This window comes from Nitrosomonas halophila (assembly GCF_900107165.1).
Classification (GTDB): domain Bacteria; phylum Pseudomonadota; class Gammaproteobacteria; order Burkholderiales; family Nitrosomonadaceae; genus Nitrosomonas; species Nitrosomonas halophila.
On sequence record NZ_FNOY01000001.1, the window covers coordinates 74,024 to 93,541 of the forward strand.

Annotated in this window: 17 protein-coding genes; 7 read left to right on the forward strand and 10 right to left on the reverse strand. The window is 52.1% G+C overall.

Annotated elements, in window-relative coordinates:
• Positions 1 to 21: 21 nt before the first annotated feature.
• The 6 genes from BLV85_RS00340 to aat all read right to left on the reverse strand — a co-directional run bounded on the left by BLV85_RS00340 (position 22) and on the right by aat (position 4,394).
• On the reverse strand, positions 22 to 453 hold the full coding sequence (locus tag BLV85_RS00340; RefSeq protein WP_090411027.1) for a DUF1841 family protein: 432 nt from the start codon (positions 451 to 453) through the stop codon (positions 22 to 24).
• Positions 453 to 1,121, reverse strand: coding sequence for an endonuclease III (gene nth, locus BLV85_RS00345; RefSeq protein ID WP_090410950.1), 669 nt, complete (start codon positions 1,119 to 1,121; stop codon positions 453 to 455). Before nth ends, BLV85_RS00340 begins: the two co-directional genes overlap by 1 nt.
• Positions 1,122 to 1,269: 148 nt before the next feature.
• Positions 1,270 to 1,944, reverse strand: coding sequence for an RnfABCDGE type electron transport complex subunit B (locus BLV85_RS00350; protein ID WP_342706974.1), 675 nt, complete (start codon positions 1,942 to 1,944; stop codon positions 1,270 to 1,272).
• Positions 1,934 to 2,947: a quinone-dependent dihydroorotate dehydrogenase gene (locus BLV85_RS00355; RefSeq protein WP_090410954.1), complete on the reverse strand. Its 1,014-nt coding sequence runs from the start codon at positions 2,945 to 2,947 to the stop codon at positions 1,934 to 1,936. Before BLV85_RS00355 ends, BLV85_RS00350 begins: the two co-directional genes overlap by 11 nt.
• A gap of 10 nt (positions 2,948 to 2,957) precedes the next feature.
• A complete protein-coding gene (locus tag BLV85_RS00360; RefSeq protein WP_090410956.1) occupies positions 2,958 to 3,662 on the reverse strand; it encodes an arginyltransferase in 705 nt (234 codons plus the stop codon).
• Between the two features lie 30 nt (positions 3,663 to 3,692).
• Positions 3,693 to 4,394, reverse strand: a complete 702-nt coding sequence (gene aat / locus BLV85_RS00365) for a leucyl/phenylalanyl-tRNA--protein transferase (protein WP_090410958.1) — start codon at positions 4,392 to 4,394, stop codon at positions 3,693 to 3,695.
• A gap of 136 nt (positions 4,395 to 4,530) precedes the next feature.
• On the opposite strand from aat, the gene BLV85_RS00370 reads away from it, so the two are divergent.
• Entirely contained in the window at positions 4,531 to 5,388 is an 858-nt protein-coding gene (locus BLV85_RS00370; protein WP_342706975.1) for a porin family protein, read from the forward strand.
• A 682-nt stretch (positions 5,389 to 6,070) separates the two neighbouring features.
• Here BLV85_RS00370 and BLV85_RS00375 read toward each other — a convergent pair.
• From BLV85_RS00375 to adk, 3 genes are all read right to left on the reverse strand, one after another.
• Complete coding sequence (locus BLV85_RS00375) at positions 6,071 to 8,134, reverse strand: sodium-translocating pyrophosphatase (RefSeq protein WP_090410962.1); 2,064 nt, start codon at positions 8,132 to 8,134, stop codon at positions 6,071 to 6,073.
• Between the two features lie 152 nt (positions 8,135 to 8,286).
• Positions 8,287 to 9,546: a 6-phosphofructokinase gene (locus BLV85_RS00380; protein WP_090410963.1), complete on the reverse strand. Its 1,260-nt coding sequence runs from the start codon at positions 9,544 to 9,546 to the stop codon at positions 8,287 to 8,289.
• A 175-nt stretch (positions 9,547 to 9,721) separates the two neighbouring features.
• Positions 9,722 to 10,375, reverse strand: a complete 654-nt coding sequence (gene adk / locus BLV85_RS00385) for an adenylate kinase (RefSeq protein WP_090410965.1) — start codon at positions 10,373 to 10,375, stop codon at positions 9,722 to 9,724.
• 237 nt (positions 10,376 to 10,612) lie between these two features.
• Between adk and recA the strand changes: the two genes are divergently transcribed.
• The 6 genes from recA (at position 10,613) to BLV85_RS00415 (ending at position 17,426) form a co-directional block, all read left to right on the forward strand.
• Positions 10,613 to 11,647, forward strand: a complete 1,035-nt coding sequence (gene recA / locus BLV85_RS00390) for a recombinase RecA (RefSeq protein ID WP_090410967.1) — start codon at positions 10,613 to 10,615, stop codon at positions 11,645 to 11,647.
• Positions 11,644 to 12,096: a recombination regulator RecX gene (gene recX / locus BLV85_RS00395; RefSeq protein ID WP_176973872.1), complete on the forward strand. Its 453-nt coding sequence runs from the start codon at positions 11,644 to 11,646 to the stop codon at positions 12,094 to 12,096. The genes recA and recX overlap by 4 nt, the downstream gene beginning before the upstream one ends.
• A 68-nt stretch (positions 12,097 to 12,164) precedes the next feature.
• The gene (gene alaS, locus BLV85_RS00400) at positions 12,165 to 14,756 is read left to right on the forward strand and encodes an alanine--tRNA ligase (RefSeq protein ID WP_090410969.1); all 2,592 of its coding nucleotides are present in this window, start codon (positions 12,165 to 12,167) and stop codon (positions 14,754 to 14,756) included.
• Between the two features lie 274 nt (positions 14,757 to 15,030).
• Complete coding sequence (locus BLV85_RS00405) at positions 15,031 to 15,636, forward strand: dioxygenase family protein (RefSeq protein WP_176973873.1); 606 nt, start codon at positions 15,031 to 15,033, stop codon at positions 15,634 to 15,636.
• A 119-nt stretch (positions 15,637 to 15,755) separates the two neighbouring features.
• The gene (trxB, locus tag BLV85_RS00410; RefSeq protein ID WP_090411031.1) at positions 15,756 to 16,709 is read left to right on the forward strand and encodes a thioredoxin-disulfide reductase; all 954 of its coding nucleotides are present in this window, start codon (positions 15,756 to 15,758) and stop codon (positions 16,707 to 16,709) included.
• A gap of 111 nt (positions 16,710 to 16,820) precedes the next feature.
• Positions 16,821 to 17,426: a Smr/MutS family protein gene (locus BLV85_RS00415; RefSeq protein ID WP_245725019.1), complete on the forward strand. Its 606-nt coding sequence runs from the start codon at positions 16,821 to 16,823 to the stop codon at positions 17,424 to 17,426.
• Positions 17,427 to 17,465: 39 nt separating this feature from the next.
• Here the strand turns inward: BLV85_RS00415 and BLV85_RS00420 are convergent, their stop codons facing one another.
• Positions 17,466 to 19,361, reverse strand: a complete 1,896-nt coding sequence (locus BLV85_RS00420; RefSeq protein WP_176973874.1) for a tetratricopeptide repeat protein — start codon at positions 19,359 to 19,361, stop codon at positions 17,466 to 17,468.
• Positions 19,362 to 19,518 lie beyond the last annotated feature (157 nt).

Genomic DNA, 19,518 nt, shown 5'->3' on the forward strand with positions numbered 1-19,518 from the left:
ATGGTGAGTACATTCCGTTTTTTATTGATTAAACCATTTATCCATACAGTTCAGATAAAGCTGTGCATCCGGCGCCGTTTGGTGGCGCTGCGCTTGCCAGAGCATTTCTGCCAGGCATTCCATGGTGTGATGCATCGCTGTATGCTCATCACCTGTTTTTGCTCGGATTTGTTCGAATTTCTGGCGAATGCCAGCCGGTTGATCGATGGCAAGTTGTTCCTTGATGGCCACATGCATGATCATGTGTAGAAAAGGATTGGTTTCTCCCATTTCGGGTAGAAAATCCTTGTCGAGATAGTGTTCCCTATCCTGGAGCATGGCATGGTATTCTGGATGCTGAAGAATCACTTCCAGTGCGATAGTCTCCATACCCGAAAGTGGTTCTCCTGCGCGGTATTTGCGCCAGGTATCGAAGAATAATTGCCGAGCCTGATCTCTGGAGGGATTGAACATCATGCCGCTGGAGGTGGAGGTGAATCAAAGTTTTGTGCCAAGTTTTTATCCTTAAACTCGCATAAATCAACAATCAGGCATAGATTGCAAGCAGGCTTCCTGGCCTTGCAAACATAACGCCCATGCAGGATCAGCCAGTGATGTGCATCGTGCCGGAATTCGCTCGGTACGAGTTTAGCTAGTTTTTGTTCAACGATCAGCACATTTTTGCCTGGTGCAATACCGGTTCGATTGGCGACCCGGAAAATATGGGTGTCGACAGCAATGGTGGGTTCGCCGAAAGCGGTATTCAGGATGACATTGGCTGTTTTCCGGCCAACTCCTGGTAATTGCTCAAGTTCCGGACGGCTGCGGGGGACTTCGCCTTGGTGTTGCGTTATCAGCATCTGACAAGTGGCCAGTATGTTTTTTGTTTTGGTTCGAAACAATCCAATTCGCTGAATGAACTGGCTGAGCCCGGCTTCCCCCAGGGCGAGGATTTTCTCGGGCGTATCCGCGACCGGAAACAGTTTGCGGGTGGCCAAATTGACGCTCTTGTCGGTCGCTTGTGCCGAGAGAATGACTGCTACCAGCAACTGAAAGGGTGTCGTGTATTCAAGTTCGGTGGTCGGGTGGAGGTTCGCGTTTCTGAAACGCGTGAAAATTTCATGGCGCTTGGCGGCGTTCATGCTGATATCTCAGTGATATGGACAATGTGGCGCGAAACGATAGCCGCTGTGAGTGAGGGGGGCATATGAACAAGAGCTGCTACCCCGCCGGTTGATCAAAAATAACATGCGCATGCGTTCAATGCCAGACTTTATACTCTATCGAAATCTATGCTTGAGGTTTTGCAAGGTGGCCGGGAAGCTTCGCGCGGGCGCGCTCCATGGCAGCCTGAATAATGGCTTGCTTGCTAGCTGGCATGTCCTGGGCGGTTTGGGCAGTACTTGCCGTGACCCGCTTCTGTTGCAATTTGTTCGCGCGCGTTTGCTGGTCGCGAGCCAGCCGTTGTAATCGGAAATGGTACCGCTCTCGCGCCCGATCTGCCAATTGTTGCTGAATTTCGGGTGTCGCAGGCTCTGCGACTTCTTGCATGCTGATACAATCCATCGGGCAGGGGGCAATGCAGCGTTCACAGCCGGTGCATGCCTCGGACAGGACGGTGTGCATTTGCTTGGCTGCGCCCACAATTGCGTCGACCGGGCAGGCGCGTAAACAAAAGGTGCAACCGATGCATTGCGACTCGTCTACCACGGCAACCGCTTTGGGTTTGGGATGGCCATAAGTGGTATCGAGTGGTTTGGGAGCAATATTTAAAATGGCTGCCAGCTTTTGTACGCCAGCGTTGTCACCTGGCGGGCATTGGTTGATATCGGCCCGGCCTTCGGCAATGGCTGTCGCGTAGGGCTTGCAGCCATCGAACCCGCATTGCCCGCATTGGGTCTGCGGCAAGATCGCGTCTATCCGTTCGATGAGTGTGAATTTATCCAGCATAAATCTAGTGGGCACAGAGTGCCGAGACAGTATCCTGTACTAAGCCCGGTCCCTGGTATATGAGGCCGGTGTAGAGTTGAACGAGGCTTGCGCCAGCTTCCATTTTGGCTCTGGCGTCAAGCGGGGACATGATACCACCTACACCTATGATGGGAACGGCTTGTTGCAACAGGCTTGCAAGTGTATGCACCATTGCCGTGCTGCGTTGAGTCAATGGCGCGCCACTTAGGCCGCCACCTTCTCTGGCATGGGGGAGGTTGCCCAATCCTTCGCGTGATATCGTCGTATTGGTCGCGATCACTGCATCCAGTCGATATTTTAGCAACAGCGAGGCAATCACCTCAAGTTGGGAAGCATCCAGATCGGGTGCGATTTTGATTGCAAGTGGCGTATAGCGGCCATATTGATCGCTCAAGCGGGCTTGCTCGGTTTTTAAGGCGCTGAGCAAAGATTCGAGCTCGGTGCTGTTTTGCAACTGCCTAAGCTGTGAAGTGTTGGGTGAAGAAATATTGATGGTGACATAGCTTGCATGCATGTAAACCTTACGCAAACCAATCAGGTAATCCTCGGTTGCCTGTGCCAGGGGTGTATCAAAATTTTTCCCAATATTGATCCCCAAAATGCCACGATAGTTTGATTGCAGAACATTTTGCACCAGTTTATCCACGCCTTCGTTATTGAATCCCATGCGGTTGATGATGGCTTGTGCGGGGGGAATGCGATATAGCCGTGGCTTGGGATTGCCCGGTTGGGGGCGAGGTGTGACTGTGCCAATTTCGATAAAACCAAATCCGAGTGATGCCAGGGCATCGAGGTAGGCGCCATTTTTGTCCAGGCCTGCAGCCAGCCCGACCGGATTGGGAAAATCAAGCCCCATGACGTGACTTGGCTTGCAGTCAAGGGAGCACTCGGGAAGTAATCCAAGCTTCCCGAAGAGCTTGAGGCTGTCGAGCGTAAGTGTGTGTGACGTTTCGGGATCGAGCGAAAACAAGAGCGGTCGGAATAGATTGTACAGCATGGGTTGGTTTTTAATAGGAGTGAGCCGCATCCATGGATTGCCATTGGCCATCCAGCAAGCATTGCAAGGGTTGAAAATTGGCTTTATAACGCATTTTTCGATTTTCCGCGATCCAGTAACCCAGGTAAAGATAGGGCAAATTCTGGATCTGGCAATGGGCCATTTGCCACAGGATGCTGTATGTGCCGTAGCTTGATCCGATGACATCCGGGTCGAAAAAGGTATAGACCGAGGAAAGTCCATCCGGTAATTGGTCGACAATACTGACCATGCGCAATTGTTCGCCCTGGTGGAAAGTGATCAATCGCGAGTCGACATTGCTTGTCAGCAGAAAGTCGCTGTACTGTTGATGGTCGTCATGATCCATGCTGCCGCCTGCATGTCGCCGTTTCTGGTAGCGCTGATACAGCGCAAGATGTTCGGGATCAAAATGCAGCGCATGCTGGACAGCCTGCAAATGCCGATGTTGTTTCCAAATGCGGCGTTGTGTCCGGTTAGGTTTGAACTGATCGACCACAACTCTTACGGGTATACAGGCGTGGCATTGGTCGCAATCCGGACGGTAAATAAAGCTGCCGCTGCGGCGATAACCCTGCTTGATCAGTTGCGCATAAATCCTGCTATCCAAAGTATCGCTTACCATTGCAATTCGCGAGCGGGCAAGCCGGTCCGGTAGATAGCTGCATGGATAATGCCTGGTTACATAAAAGTCCATCAGCTGGTATAGGAAATTATCCTGGAATCTTCAGTTTTCCAAATAAGTATAATCGAAATGCCACCGTCCATTTCGGCCAGGTTCGCGGATGAGCTCTTTCAGTCGTTGCACGAAACAGGATCTGGGAATTTCCCGCGCGCCCATCGAAGCGAGATGGGCTGTTTTCATCTGACAATCGATCAAGCCAAAGTTCCAGTTCTCTAGTTGTTTGACTAAATGCACCAAGGCAATTTTGGAGGCATCGGTGATCCGGGAGAACATCGATTCACCAAAAAACATTTGGCCAATCGCCACGCCATACAAGCCGCCTGCCAGTTCCCCATTGATCCAGGTTTCAACCGAATGTGCAATCCCTTGGCGATGCAGCTCGCTGTAAGCAGCAATCATCTCGTGGTGTATCCAGGTTCCGTCCTGCTTCCTGCGCGGCGCGGCACAGGCCCGTATCACACTGGAGAATGCGTGATCGGTTCGGATCTCGTAACGTTTCTTTTTCAATGTCTGGCGAAGGGAGCGGCTAACTTTCAGCTCATTGGGAAACAATACCATACGTGGGTCAGGGCTCCACCAAAGTATCGGTTCGCCATCGTTGAACCAGGGAAAAATGCCCCGGCGATAAGCAGAGAGCAGGCGTTCAGGTGACAAATCTCCCCCGGCTGCCAATAGGCCATTGGGTTTGACCAGGGCGTGCTCCAAGGGCGGGAAAGGGGTGTCAGACGAGAGTATGTGAATCATTGCCAACTTATGGTTTACAGATGGGTGTTAGAAAATGCAGTTATCTTGACATAGATCAAAGGGTAGGGCCCGGTATTTCTCTATTATGCGTACTCGTATCAGCCAATATAACTAAAAGATCAATAAGGAGAATCAAGTGAAGCAGTTTTTTCCCAGAAAGCGATCAACTTCCGGATTTATGATCGGTGCGTTCGGAATCATGGCAGCGATGGCTTCGCCACAGGTTCTTGCTCAGGATGCAGCAACGCGATTATTGGAAGAGCAAGTCAGAACGCTGGAACAGCAGCTGCAGTCTATCCGGGGTGAACTGGATAGGGTGAAGACTGATACAGCCAAAGATGCCCGGAAAGTCAGAGAATTGGAGCAATCGGCCGTTTCCTTTGGTAATGTGGAACGTAAAAGCAAGCATATGGTGTTTTTCCGGGGTGGTTTTGCGCATAACGACAACAAGCGCAATGGCGTTTCGATTCAAAGTGCGGTGGCGCCGGTCGGTGCACAGGATCGTGCTGGAAAGGATGCCTGGTATGTCGGCGCCGGTTTTGATTTCAATCTGACGGATGATGTCTGGGGAATGATGTCCGGCACCAGTGTATTCGCCGAACTCATGTTTGAATACAAACAGTTCAGCAATAGTGTACTCGGCAATGCGCTGGCCAACGAACCGACTCAGTTGGCCGGGGGAGCACTCAATCCACGCAAGGTGACTGTCAGTCAATTCACATTGACGGCTGCCCCCAAAATCAAATTCATGGAAGGAAGTAAATTCAGACCCTGGGTAATTCCGGCTGGTCTGGCGCTGCATGTCATCAGCCCTCCTTCGGAATCCATTACGGTCTTGCAGCCTGGCGTCATGTTTGGGGTGGGTGCTGATTACAATGTCTGGAAGGAAATTTTTATCGGTGCGGATGCCCGTTATCAGCTGGCTGGCGGCAAGCTCGATGGCGTCAACGTGAGTGGGCTGACGGTCGGTGGATATGTCGGTATTGGATTCTAGCATATCGGACACCTATTCTAAATGGAATAGATAAGAATGTTTTTTCATGGTAGTTGTTGCTCGTGATATCGATCTCTCCGTAAATGAGCAACATTTCTCTCCTCTAGTTTCGAGCAAGGTCAGGACAAACGAAAGATAGATTTTGTGACGAAGCCTTTACACCCCGCATAAGTATTTGTGGGGTGTTTTTTTATGTACGCACGGCATGGGTGCGCGCTTTGTCCGAAAAGCATCTGGATGGCCGCGGCCCGTTGAGCCTCGCCAAGACGGCGGTTGAAATTGCGGATGGCCATTGTTTTCTGCCGTCTTTGCGAGCGCAGCGAAGCAATCCAGTGCAACGTCAGACTTGATGCCGAGTCGCTTGCCAAGCTGTTTACGGTTTGGAAAAAATATTCGTATCCACATACATCATGCTACGGCACGATCACTCAAATTCAGAATTTCCAAACAGTTTCTGAGAATGGGTGAAGAAATATGTTGGTTCGGTCCGGTACGGCGATAGCAAAGCGGGTGGTGAAAGATTCTCGCTGCTGACGGAGAGGCATTATGATCAACGTCTACTCCAGTAAGCTTTGCCCACCCCGCCTGCCATGACCTCAATACCCTGAATCACCAGGAATGCGCGCACAAAAAAAGCCTACCAAGTATCCCCTGGTAGGCTTTTTGCGGGGTAGCGCGCTGATTACAGCAATGGAATAATCAGCAATGCCACGATGTTGATGATTTTGATCAACGGGTTGATGGCCGGGCCAGCGGTGTCCTTGTAGGGATCGCCGACCGTGTCACCGGTTACGGCAGCTTTGTGTGCTTCGCTGCCTTTGCCGCCATAGTTGCCATCTTCAATATATTTCTTTGCATTGTCCCATGCGCCGCCGCCGGCAGTCATGGAGATGGCGAGGAAGATACCCGTGACGATCGATCCCATCAATACACCGCCCAGGGCCTGCGGACCCAGGAATACGCCGACCAGTATCGGGATGAGTACCGGTAGCAATGATGGGATAATCATTTCCTTGATTGCCGATTTGGTCAGCATATCGACTGCACGCGAGTAGTCTGGTTTACTGGTTCCTTCCATGATGCCCGGAATTTCCTTGAACTGACGACGTACTTCGATGACAACCGAGCTCGCCGCACGGCCAACTGCTTCCATGGACAATGCGCCAAACAGGAAAGGCACCATGCCCCCGATAAAGAGGCCGATAATCACCAGATGATTGGATAAATCAAAGGAGAGTGAGAGTACTTTGCCCATATGCTCGAGGCCATGCGTATAATCGGCGAATAACACCAGGGCAGCCAATCCAGCCGAGCCGATGGCATAGCCTTTGGTAACTGCTTTGGTGGTATTGCCAACCGCATCGAGTGGGTCTGTAATGGCACGCACGGATTCCGGCATGCCTGCCATTTCGGCAATTCCGCCTGCGTTATCAGTGATCGGGCCATAAGCATCGAGTGCCACGATGATTCCGGTCATGGACAGCATGGCAGTTGCAGCAACTGCGATACCGTACAGTCCGGCCAGCGAGTAAGCGATGAAAATACTGATACATACCGCCAGCACGGGTGCCGCTGTTGCGCGCATGGATACTCCCAGGCCGGCGATGATATTGGTAGCATGGCCGGTGGTGGAGGCATTGGCGATGTGCTGCACGGGCGGGTATTCAGTCGAGGTATAGTATTCGGTGATGATGACCATCAGACCTGTCAGCACTAGGCCAATCGTTGCGCTAGCAAACAGTCGCATGACCAGCTCGCCGCCGCCTACTTCGACGTCGCCCAGTGTCAGGGTTGCGTCACCCATGAACCATACGGTTACTGGCAGGTAAGCAAAGAATGCAATCCCGCCGGCCACTGCCAGTCCACGATAGAGCGCATTCATGATTTTGCCGCCCTCACGCATTTTGACGAAGTAGCAGCCAATGATCGAGGCGACAATGGATGCTGCGCCCAGCATCAGGGGATAAACGATGGCATTGCCTGTGTTGGTCTGAAAGAGCAGTGCACCCAGCAACATGGTCGCGATGATCGTGACGGCATAGGTCTCGAACAAGTCGGCCGCCATGCCTGCACAGTCACCCACGTTGTCGCCCACGTTATCGGCAATGACCGCAGGGTTGCGTGGATCATCTTCAGGAATGCCTGCTTCAACTTTACCGACTAGATCCGCGCCGACGTCCGCGCCTTTTGTAAAAATGCCGCCACCCAGCCGGGCAAAGATGGAAATCAGTGAGCCCCCAAAGGCAAAACCGATCAGTGGACGAATGATTTCACTGATCGACGCACTTTCATCTGCACCACTGAATAACATAGCTGTATAGCCAGCGACACCCAGCAGTCCGAGTCCAACCACCAGCATGCCAGTCACGGCCCCACCACGAAAAGCGATGGCCAGTGCTTCATTCAATCCGCTGCGCGCCGCTTCGGCGGTACGTACATTGGCTTGAACTGAGACCGTCATGCCCATGAAGCCGGCCAAGCCAGAAAGCGCTGCACCAAGGGCGAAGCCGATGGCAACATCCCAGGAAAGGGCGAGGCCGATGGCAAGAAACAGGATCACGCCCACCATGCTGATTGTCATATACTGACGTTTAAGATAAGCCGACGCGCCTTCCTGCACGGCAGCCGCAATTTCCTGCATGCGTGCGTTGCCAGCGGATTGTGCGTAAATACGCCGAATCCACATGCCACTGAAAATCAGGGCAAGCATCGCACTGAGGATTGCTATCGTTAAACCGTTTGCCATAAAGAAACTCCAATTAAAATCAGACCAACCCAAATGTATGCGGAACTAGGCCTGATAGCCCCGCATCAATCCACAAGCTAAATCACAATGCAGCCAAGCCGCATATTTTATCGGTTCAGCTGCTTGATACATAACAACTTAAATCTACATTTTTAAATTTTGAATTCATCCAGTTTTTTGTCGACCGCTGTATTTTTCAGTCTGACATAATCGGGCAACCCATTTTTGTAGGGAGGGTAGTCTTCTCCTTCGATCAGGGGCGCGAGGTATTCGCGGCACTTGTCCGTAATGCCAAGACCATCCGCGCTGATAAAATCAGCTGGCATCATTTTTTCTACATTGGCCACCTTGGAGAGCTCAGCCATACCTGTTTTCCAGGCATAGGGCGAACTCGAAGTGCGGTCGATGGTGGGCATCACTGAATTATGGCCAGCAATTGCATATTCCACGGCTGCCTTGCCCATGGCATAGGCCTGTTCCACATCCGTTCTGGAAGCGATATGGCGCGCCGAGCGCTGCAAATAATCGGCAACGCCCCAGTGATATTTCAGTCCCAGGCCATCCCGGACGATATTTGCCACCACCGGTGCCACGCCACCTAGCTGTGCATGACCGAAAGCGTCACGCAATCCTTGGTCGGAGAGAAATTTACCGTCGCCCCCTTTCACGCCTTCAGAAACGACAACCGTGCAATAACCATATTGCTTGACATAGTGGTCGACTTTTGCCAGGAATTTTTCCTGGTTGAAAGCGACTTCCGGGAACAGGATGATGATTGGAATTTGGCAATCCTCGCTGGATGCCAGTCCGCCCGCTGCTGCGATCCAGCCCGCATGCCGTCCCATGACCTCGAGAATGAATACCTTGGTCGAAGTTTTGGCCATGCTGGCAACATCGAAACTCGCTTCACGCGTCGAAACCGCGATATATTTTGCGACCGAACCGAATCCCGGGCAGCAGTCCGTGATGGGTAAATCGTTATCTACCGTTTTGGGAACATGAATCGCCTGGATGGGATAGCCGAGGGTGTTGGCTAACTGAGAAACTTTCAGGCAGGTGTCGGCCGAGTCGCCGCCACCATTGTAGAAAAAATAACCAATGTCATGCGCCTTGAAGACGGCTATCAGGCGTTCATATTCACGCCGGTTGTCTTCCAGGCTTTTCAGTTTGTAGCGACAGGAGCCAAAAGCGCCTGATGGCGTGTGACGCAGGGCTCGGATCGCTTCGGCGGATTCTGCGCTCGTATCGATGAGATCCTCGGTCAGTGCTCCGATAATGCCATTGCGACCCGCGTAAACTTTACCAATTTTATCCGGGTGCGCACGTGCTGTTTCCAGCACACCGGCAGCTGAGGCGTTGATGACGGCAGTTACGCCACCGGACTGAGCATAAAATGCATTTTTTATCGCCATGTTTTTCGTTTCTCCTGGTTAGTCAAAACCTTATTGTTACTCACTGGCATAAGCAGAGCATTCAGCTAGTGAGCGCTCGTGAATAAGTCTACTACATGATCGAATCACTGCATTGGTCAACACGCCATCGGATTATTTCAAGGTCCAGAGAACATCACGAGCAAGTTTTTGTGGTTTATTTGAGTGCCGTGAGGATGTCGTTGCGTATGGTTTCGACATTGCCGGTCCCGGCCACTTTGATGTAGCGAGGGGCATGCTGTGTGCCGCTCGCTGCCCACTCGAGATAATAGTCGACGAGGGGGCGTGTCTGCTGGTGGTAGACCTCCAGACGCTTGCGTACGGTTTCTTCGCGGTCATCGTCACGCAGAATCAGTGCTTCTCCAGTGATGTCGTCTCGGTCAGCTACCTTGGGTGGGTTGAACGCGATATGATAGGTGCGCCCAGATGATGGGTGTACGCGACGCCCGGACAGGCGTTTTATGATCTCGGCATCAGGCACATCGATCTCGACAACATAATCGATAGCTACCGCAGCGGCCTTGAGCGCATCAGCCTGGGGAATGGTGCGAGGAAATCCGTCAAACAAAAAACCGTTGGCACAATCGGGCTCTTGGATACGTGCTTGCACGAGGTTGATGATAATGTCATCCGAAACCAAGCCCCCGGATTCCATGATCTTTTGGGCCATGATGCCCAGTTCCGTACCTTCCTTGACAGCGTTACGGAGAATGTCTCCTGTAGAAATTTGTGGAATGGCGAAATGCTCCCGGATGTAAGCTGCCTGTGTACCTTTGCCCGCTCCCGGCGCGCCTAGCAAAATAATACGAATGGCTAATCTCCTTAATTTTTACCGAAAACGAACGATAATTTTTATGATTTATTTTTGAGCCAGCGAAAACAAAAATTTTCTGGCTGCGGCAAGCTCTGGATTATATCGCAGGTCAGCCGGTTGCTTGAAGTTTTTGGCGATATTCCACGGTTTGGCGTGTCAGTTGGCGTTGTATTGCTCTTTTTTATTAGGCCGTCGAATGTGCGATAATTTAACAAGCTTTTCTCAGGGATAATTATGGACGAAAATAGAAATAAAGCACTCTCAGCAGCTCTTGCCCAGATCGAGAAACAATATGGCAAGGGTTCAATCATGCGGCTGGGTGACAACGATGTGGCCAATGATATTCAGGTGGTGTCTACCGGTTCACTGGGGCTGGATATCGCGCTCGGCGTGGGCGGGTTGCCACGTGGACGGGTTGTCGAGATTTACGGGCCGGAGTCTTCCGGCAAAACCACTTTGACTTTGCAAGTCATTGCCGAAATGCAGAAGCTTGGCGGGACGGCCGCGTTTATCGATGCCGAGCATGCGCTGGATCCGCAGTATGCGCAAAAGATCGGTGTCAAGGTACAGGAATTGTTGATTTCCCAGCCGGATAATGGCGAGCAGGCATTGGAGATTACCGATATGCTGGTGCGGTCCGGTTCGGTGGATGTGATCGTGGTCGATTCTGTCGCCGCATTGACACCCCGGGCCGAGATAGAAGGTGAAATGGGTGAGCCGCAGATGGGGTTGCACGCCAGGCTCATGTCCCAGGCGTTACGCAAATTGACCGCCAATATTAAACGCAGTAATACGATGGTGATTTTCATCAATCAGATCCGAATGAAAATTGGTGTGATGTTTGGCAATCCCGAGACGACGACCGGCGGCAATGCACTGAAATTTTATGCTTCGGTGCGATTGGATATCCGCCGCACCGGCTCGATTAAGCGGGGGGATGAGGTGGTTGGCAATGAAACCCGGGTTAAAATTGTTAAAAACAAGGTGGCACCCCCCTTCAAGCAAGCGGATTTTGCCATTTTGTATGGCGAGGGGATTTCACGTGAGAGCGAAATAATCGAGCTGGGGGTGTTGCATAAACTGATCGAGAAATCTGGCGCCTGGTACGCTTACAATGGTGAAAAGATTGGGCAGGGTAGGGATAATGTGCGCGACTATCTGAAAGAGCATAAGAATATCGCACGTGAGATCGAGGAGAAAATTCGGGCCGCGGTTAACTTGGTCCAAGGCCAACCGACTCAAACGGAGCCGGTCTCCCCTCAAGCATGAATGCCAGGTTGAGCCTGCATGCTCGCGCTTTGGGTTATCTTGCGCGGCGGGAACACTCGCGACAGGAGCTGGAAAAAAAATTATCCGCTTATGCGCAAGTGCCCGCGGAATTGACAGTGCTGTTGGATGACTTGGAGCAGCAGCGGCTGTTATCGGACGAGCGGTTCGTCGAACAGATGGTTCACGCACGCCGATTGAAGTATGGCAGCAAGCGGATCCAGCATGAGTTGCGCATGAAAGGCATTGCCGAGCATTTGATTACAGCGGCGTTACAAGATCTCAAGCAAACCGAAGTATCCCGTGCGCATGCCCTGCTGCGTAAAAAATTTGGTATGCCGCCGGCTGATTGGAAGGCGCGGAGCCAGCAAATCCGTTTTCTGGCAGGCAAGGGTTTCTCGTCCGAGGCCATCAGTCGCGTATTGTCGCGTGATTGCGAAATGGAAAACTGAGCCCCATGGTGCGCAAAACAGATCCTGATTAAAACAGTATCCGGAAGGTGGTTACATAAAATATCAATATGAAAAGCAGCGAAATCAGACAGAAATTCCTCGAGTTCTTCGAGTCACATGGACATGTGATTGTACCTTCCAGCGCACTTGTGCCGGGCAATGATCCCACCTTGCTGTTTACCAATGCCGGCATGGTGCAGTTCAAGGATGTCTTTCTGGGTCAGGATAAGCGCGCCTATGTCCGTGCCGCCAGCGCCCAGCGTTGTGTGCGTGCAGGCGGCAAGCACAACGATCTGGAGAATGTCGGCTATACCGCCCGTCACCATACTTTTTTTGAAATGCTCGGCAACTTCAGTTTTGGTGACTATTTCAAGCGTAACGCCATCCTGTTTGCTTGGGAGTTTCTGGTCGATACGCTCGGTATTCCCAAAGACCGGTTGTGGGCGACTGTTTATGCGGAAGACGATGAAGCGGCCGATATCTGGCTGAATGAAGTCGGGATCATGCCTGCCAGGCTGGTGCGTATCGGCACTTCGGATAATTTCTGGCAGATGGGAGATACGGGGCCATGTGGTCCGTGTTCAGAGATCTTTTATGATCATGGGCCGGAGGTTGCCGGCGGTCCGCCAGGATCAAAGGATGCAGAGGGCGATCGCTATATCGAAATCTGGAATTTGGTTTTCATGCAATATAACCGCGATGCCAGCGGCCAATTGCATCCGTTGCCGAAACCTTCGGTGGATACCGGTATGGGTCTGGAGCGTATCGCTGCTGTCATGCAACAGGTGCATAGCAACTACGAGATCGATTTGTTTCGTGATCTGATTGCAGCGGCGGCCCGGGTGACGAATACTCAAGAACTGTCGAGCAATTCGCTCAAGGTGATTGCCGACCATATCCGTGCCTGTGCATTCCTTGTCACGGATGGTGTCATTCCCGGCAATGAAGGCCGGGGATATGTGTTGCGGCGTATCATCCGCCGCGCGATCCGTCACGGCTACCGATTGGGGCAGAAGCAGCCTTTCTTCCATTTGCTGGTCAATGATCTGGCACATGTCATGGGGCAGGCTTATCCAGAACTGATGGCGGCACAAGAGCATGTAACGGCAGTGCTCAGGCAAGAAGAAGAGCGTTTTGCGGAAACGCTGGATAATGGCATGGAGGTGCTGGAAGCAGTCCTGCGTCAGGAAAAACAAATGCTTGGCGGCGAGCTTGTATTTCGCTTGTACGATACTTTTGGTTTCCCGGTCGACCTGACTGCGGATATCGCCCGAGAGCGGGGGGTAGCCATTGATCAGGCTGGCTTTGAGGCGGCCATGGCGCAGCAACGGGAGCGCGCGCGTGCGAGTGGAAAATTTTCGATGCAGGCCGGTCTTGAATACACTGGCCTGCCCACTGAATTTCATGGTTATGAAACCCTGCAGCAGGATGCGCAGATTCTGGCGTTATACAAGCAGGGCAGCCACGTAGAGTTTATCGAGGCGGGCGAAGAGGCCGTGATTGTGCTTGAGCGTACGCCTTTCTACGCCGAATCAGGCGGGCAGGTCGGTGATCGTGGTGAATTACTGGCCAGCAGCGGGACTTTTGCTGTGGAGGATACGCAGAAAATCCAGGCGAATGTATTCGGCCACAAGGGACTGCTGCGCAGCGGTCGGATGGCGGTTGGCGATGCGGTTGTGGCCAAGGTCGATCCCAGCGCGCGTATCCATACTGCCTATAACCATTCCGCAACACACTTGCTGCATGCAGCCTTGCGCCAAGTGCTGGGCAAGCATGTCACCCAAAAGGGCTCATTGGTCGATGCGAATCGGCTGCGTTTTGATTTTTCGCATCACAGCGCCATGCAAGCCGATGAAATTCGCGCAGTGGAAAACCTTGTCAATGCGCATATTCGCCAGAATCACAGGGTTGCAACACAATCGATGGCGTATGATGAAGCGGTCAAAAAGGGAGCCATTGCGCTCTTTGGTGAAAAATATGGTGATACGGTGCGGGTGGTGGAAATGGGGGCATTTTCGACCGAGTTGTGCGGTGGCACCCATGTCGCACATAGTGGCGATATCGGTTTTTTCCGGATCGTTGCAGAGTCGGGTGTCGCCGCCGGTATCCGCCGCATCGAGGCCGTCACCGGAGACGCCGCTCTGGCGTACAGCCAACGGCAGGAGCAACAGCTTCTGGAAATCGCCGGCGCACTAAAAGCCGCGCCGCAGGAAGTCGCGTATAAATTGTCGCAGATACTGGATCACGTCAAACAGATGGAAAAGGAGATTGCTATCTTGCAATCGAAACTGGCGGGGTTGCAGGGGTCTGCTTTAATCGAGGATGCGCAGGAGGTCAAAGGGGTTCGAGTGCTGGCCGCCAAGCTTGAGGGGGGCAATGCAAAGACCATGCGGGAAGCATTGGACAATTTCAAGCAAAAATTGAAATCCTGTGTTGTGGTGCTGGGAACAACCGAGAACAATAAGGTTTCGCTTATAGCCGGTGTGTCAGATGATCTAACAGCGAAACTGAAGGCGGGTGATCTGGTTAATTTCGTGGCGCAACAGGTAGGAGGCAAAGGTGGTGGGCGCGCGGATATGGCGCAGGCAGGTGGCAGCATGCCGGAAAAACTGCCGCAGGCATTGGCGAGCGTGCCTGGTTGGCTCGAGCAGAAATTGTAGGTGTATGCCAATCTGCGGTGGTGCGCCTGAATCATTGACCTGATGAACCGGGGTGTGCGTTTCTTAAGGTGCTTGACAGCAACCGAACACTATGCAAGGGAAACGCCAAGGCGCGGTGCTGCACGGGGGTCCATACCAAGCAAATTGCCTTCTGCAGCGTCTGCTCAACTGATGAATTTAGGTTAATATGGAAAGTGGATCGCGGAGAATGTTGCTCAAGTATGGGCTGTTGGCCAGCCTGGCAAGCTGCTTCTCCGTTCGAGCATACCCAGTCATGGCAAAAAAGAATTTCCCGGTAACGCCCGCCGAAATTGAGGGGCCGTTTTATCCCATGAGCCGCTTGAGTGATCAGGATCATGATTTGACGCGTATTGGCGACCGGCAGGCTCTCGCGCAGGGCAGACATATATTGCTGACAGGGACTGTGACTGATACTCAGGGCGGTCCCATCAGGGGGGCGCAGGTAGAAATCTGGCAAGCCAATGCAGCCGGGCGCTATCAGCATCCTTATGATCCCAATCCAGCACCAATCGATCCGGATTTTCAGGGATATGCTGTTGTATTGACGGATGCAGAGGGTGCTTTTTTATTCAGAACAGTATTTCCTGGCGCCTATCCCGCAACGGTCAATTGGGTGCGGCCGCCGCATATCCATTTCAAGGTTGCTCACCCGGATTATATGCCGCTTACAACCCAGATGTATTTCCCCAATCATCCGCTCAACGCAAGCGATTTATTGCTGAATGACAAAAGTGAGCAAGAGCGCGCATTGATGATTGCCCGCCCCAAGGCATCGGCTGGCGATTTAAAGGTATTCGAGTATTTTATTGTGCTCAAGAAAATGCCAATGGATTCATCAAGCGGTGCCCATGGCAAGTAGGCACTTATCAGCACATCACGGGTAGTAGAGATTGCTTGGCTAGTATTGCCCGGCGGGCGATGCGGCTGCGCAACTTATCAAGTTTCATCTTCCTGGAATCAATACTATTTTATTCAATCATGACAACAACTAAACACTCAAAATTGATCATTCTCGGTTCAGGGCCTGCTGGCTATACGGCAGCGATTTATGCTGCCCGTGCCAATCTCCATCCGGTTGTCATTACCGGGCTTGCGCAAGGTGGTCAACTCATGACGACGACCGATGTGGATAACTGGCCGGCCGATGCCATGGGCGTGCAGGGTCCGGAACTGATGGAACGTTTTCAAAAGCATGCAGAGCGTTTCCAAACGGAAATCGTGTTTGACCATATTCATACTGCTAAATTGTTGGAGAAACCATTCACGTTGGTCGGCGATCAGGGAACCTATAGTTGTGATGCCTTGATCATTGCCACGGGTGCGTCCGCAAAATATCTCGGCCTTCCTTCGGAGGAAGCATTTATGGGCAAGGGGGTTTCAGCCTGTGCAACTTGCGATGGCTTTTTTTACAAAGAGCAAGATGTGGCCGTGATCGGGGGAGGCAATACCGCCGTGGAAGAGGCATTATATCTTTCGAATATCGCGCGCAAAGTGACCGTGGTACATCGGCGAGACAAGTTTCGTTCAGAGAAAATCCTGATAGATAAGCTGATGGACAGAGTTAAAAGCGGCAAAATTGAATTGGCTCTGAATCAGGTATTGGAAGAAGTCCTCGGTAACGAATCCGGCGTGACAGGCATTCGCGTCCGCCATACTCAGGAAGACGCGGTGCGTGACCTGGATTTGCAAGGGGTGTTTATCGCCATTGGCCATCATCCCAATACCGATCTTTTCCAGGGGCAGCTGGACATGCATAATGGCTATATAGTGACGCGTGGCGGAAATGAGGGCAATGCCACCGCGACGAGCATACCCGGCGTATTCGCTGCGGGAGATGTGCAGGATCATATTTACCGCCAGGCTGTTACCAGTGCGGGTACCGGCTGCATGGCGGCATTGGACGCTGAAAGATACTTGGAGAATGCCGATTGATGGGAAATTCGGCATCTTCGGTATCAGTATGAAAAACGGTTCGATCATGGTGCGACCGAGTACTGCCGACGAACTGTTTTCTAGGGCTGAAGGTAGGGCAGGAAGTGTTTCTTGTGGCAGATCAAACATGCAACAGGCGCCACTGCAGATGTACGGATGAAGGCAGGCAATCAACCATCCGGCCTTAATAAAGAGGCTGAGCTGGATGATGCAGCATTGTTTCGAGAGGCGATGCGAGGCGTAAAGCCCTTGCAGACATCCGCCAGGGTGGAACACGACCGGCCAAAACCGAGACCCGTTCCCCGACCCAAGAGAGCGGCGCCCAGTGTCCTGGAAGATACGTTTTCCGATCACTATGCATTCGAGATGGCCGAGGAGGGAGAGTGGTCGTTTGTGCGCCCCGGCCTCCAGCGAAATGGTTTGCGCAGATTGCGAAGCGGCTATTGGCATGTCCAGGCCGAACTGGACTTGCATGGTTTGACGAGAGAGGCGGCGCGTAGAAAGTTGGCCTGGTTCCTGGAGAGATGCGCACAACAAGGGTACCGATGTGTGCGCATCATCCATGGCAGAGGGCATGGGTCGAAGGACCGGCAGCCGGTGCTCAAGGCTCTAATTGGCGGCTGGTTGGCACAATGTGAGGCGGTGCTTGCTTTTTGCCAGGCTAGGCAGGAAGATGGAGGCGGCGGAGCGATGATGGTATTGTTGAAGAAAGGCTGAAATCGCACCAAATGACTTGAAACGCTATCCATCGCTATATTATTCGTTATAGTTTTTCCCGCCGGCGAACTGCTTTATTAAACCCGTCAGCAGCTTGTCAGGTCCATCAATACGCGTTTTCCACTCGATAAGCTCTGGATGGTCATCCTCGACTTGCTGCCATATTCCCAGCCAGGCACGGGCTGTTTCGGTCTTGTTATCGGCCAGGGCAATATCCATTTCGGCACGGACCAAGGCCCGAAATTCGCTAATGTGCAATTCTGGCCTTTTTAGCAGCGGCTTCAATAGATTGCGTGCAGCTTCAAGCTCCTTGTCTTTTAATTTCATCCTGGCCAAGCCAACGCGAGCAAAGAGATAATCGGGGAATCGTTCATGGGTCTTTTCTATTAGCTTCCGCGCTTCCTGGTGGCGTCCTTGCTTTTCATAAGCAACTGCCAGCTGGTTGTAGGCTGTGTAGAAGTCAGGTGCTTCGGCAATAATCTCCTTCAACAGCTTTTCGGCCGCTTTCGGTTTTTCATCCATCAGTAAATCGTATGCAGCTTGGTGTTTATCCATCACGGCTTCAGAAACCCCTTCGACCCATTCGGGCTCATCGGTAATTTGAAACCCCATCATGAACAGTTCTGTTTGCTTGCCACCGATCCACATGGGTATGGTTCTATCTTCTGGTAGCATGGCTGGATGATCCTGGTTGATGAACTGGGCGGCTTCCAGGCGTAGGCTATCGCTGCCATGCGGGCTCTGAGCAAAATCATACAGCAGCTGCAGCAGTTCGGGGGAAGCGACAACCCGAATAAGGTTGAGAGTAAATTGACGCGCATGTCGGTCGCCGCGCTCTAATATATGGGGGAACAGTTTGACTAAATACGGCCGTTCCGCCAGCATGGATTTCATGGCTCGTTCAATTTCCCTCGCACTCAGATGTTGGATATCTTTCCCCATACACTGGCCCAATTTCAATAGCTGCCGGAAATTTTGAGGAAGCCAGTATTCGAGCGGCCAGTACCAAGGCACATTGCGTTCACCGGCAGGTAGCGGTTTCTCAGCCAAGCTTTCTTGCGCCATGCTAAATCCCGGGTGTAGTTTCACGGCTTGTTGCCATAATTGCCATGCTTTTTTTTCATTACCCAGCCGGTAGGAAGCGACGGCTGCCAGATGCAGCAGAACGGGGTGGGTTTCGTGACCCTTTGTTTTTGCTCGCTGATATACCGCCCACACTTTTTTATCATCGCCGAGAAAGGCGAATGCTTCAGCCTGTTTTGGCTCAAAATCAGGATTGTTGCTGTCGATTTGCTGCAGGCGGTGGGCATAGGTTTGTGCTTGATCGAGCTGTGCCGTCAAAAAGTGATAGCGCACCAGATTGCTCAGGGCATGGAAGTTATCTGTATCTTGTGCGATTACCTTTTGCGCTGTGGCGATTGCCTGGTCTACATCCCCCAGCATGTACTGAGATAGGCTGAGGTTATTGAGAACGGGCGCGAGGTTGGGGATTTTTTCCAGCAGCTGCTCAGCTATGCTGATGGCTTCTGCTGGGTGCCCCGTCTCGGTTAAGAACCGCATCCGGTCGTGCAGCACCCTGAGTTTAAATTTTTCTTCTTGGGTGAACGCTAGGTCACCGATTAATTCATCAGTTTCCTGTTTTAAAAAAGGTTCGGTTGTCTTTATAAAAGATCGAGCTTGCTCTTCATATTCGGAATCTGGGTACTGGGCGACCAACTCTCTGGCGTAGTGCCAGGCAAGCCCCGGGTAGAATAATTGGGTGAAGACGGCCATCAGGTTATTTAACGTGAATTCCCTATCCTCACCGCGCTCCAGCGGCAACAATCGCTCGTTGTAAAAGGCAAAGTTGTGCCAATTCTGTATGGTGTGACTTACATCGACCAAAGCGTACAGCACTGGCTTGCTACGAGGATGCTTGGCGACCAATGCCAGCAATTGCTGCTGGGCAACGTCTGCCTCGCCTTTGTCGCATAATTTCATGGCAGCGGCCACGTCACGTAATAGTTTGGCCGATGACTGTGACTGTTTTAGCGGCCGTTGTCTTTTTGATTTTGATTTTGGCATAAGTCCTGGAGTTTGCGATTATTCAAGC

What these genes read in the sequence shown, in the direction of transcription:
- BLV85_RS00375 (WP_090410962.1), bottom strand. Translation starts at nt 8,134, where the DNA reads ATGGCAAACGGTTTAACGATAGCAATCCTCAGTGCGATGCTTGCCCTG.
- BLV85_RS00360 (WP_090410956.1), bottom strand. Translation starts at nt 3,662, where the DNA reads ATGGACTTTTATGTAACCAGGCATTATCCATGCAGCTATCTACCGGAC.
- nth (WP_090410950.1), bottom strand. Translation starts at nt 1,121, where the DNA reads ATGAACGCCGCCAAGCGCCATGAAATTTTCACGCGTTTCAGAAACGCG.
- recA (WP_090410967.1), top strand. Translation starts at nt 10,613, where the DNA reads ATGGACGAAAATAGAAATAAAGCACTCTCAGCAGCTCTTGCCCAGATC.
- BLV85_RS00405 (WP_176973873.1), top strand. Translation starts at nt 15,031, where the DNA reads ATGGCAAAAAAGAATTTCCCGGTAACGCCCGCCGAAATTGAGGGGCCG.
- trxB (WP_090411031.1), top strand. Translation starts at nt 15,756, where the DNA reads ATGACAACAACTAAACACTCAAAATTGATCATTCTCGGTTCAGGGCCT.
- BLV85_RS00340 (WP_090411027.1), bottom strand. Translation starts at nt 453, where the DNA reads ATGTTCAATCCCTCCAGAGATCAGGCTCGGCAATTATTCTTCGATACC.
- recX (WP_176973872.1), top strand. Translation starts at nt 11,644, where the DNA reads ATGAATGCCAGGTTGAGCCTGCATGCTCGCGCTTTGGGTTATCTTGCG.
- alaS (WP_090410969.1), top strand. Translation starts at nt 12,165, where the DNA reads ATGAAAAGCAGCGAAATCAGACAGAAATTCCTCGAGTTCTTCGAGTCA.
- aat (WP_090410958.1), bottom strand. Translation starts at nt 4,394, where the DNA reads ATGATTCACATACTCTCGTCTGACACCCCTTTCCCGCCCTTGGAGCAC.
- BLV85_RS00380 (WP_090410963.1), bottom strand. Translation starts at nt 9,546, where the DNA reads ATGGCGATAAAAAATGCATTTTATGCTCAGTCCGGTGGCGTAACTGCC.
- BLV85_RS00355 (WP_090410954.1), bottom strand. Translation starts at nt 2,947, where the DNA reads ATGCTGTACAATCTATTCCGACCGCTCTTGTTTTCGCTCGATCCCGAA.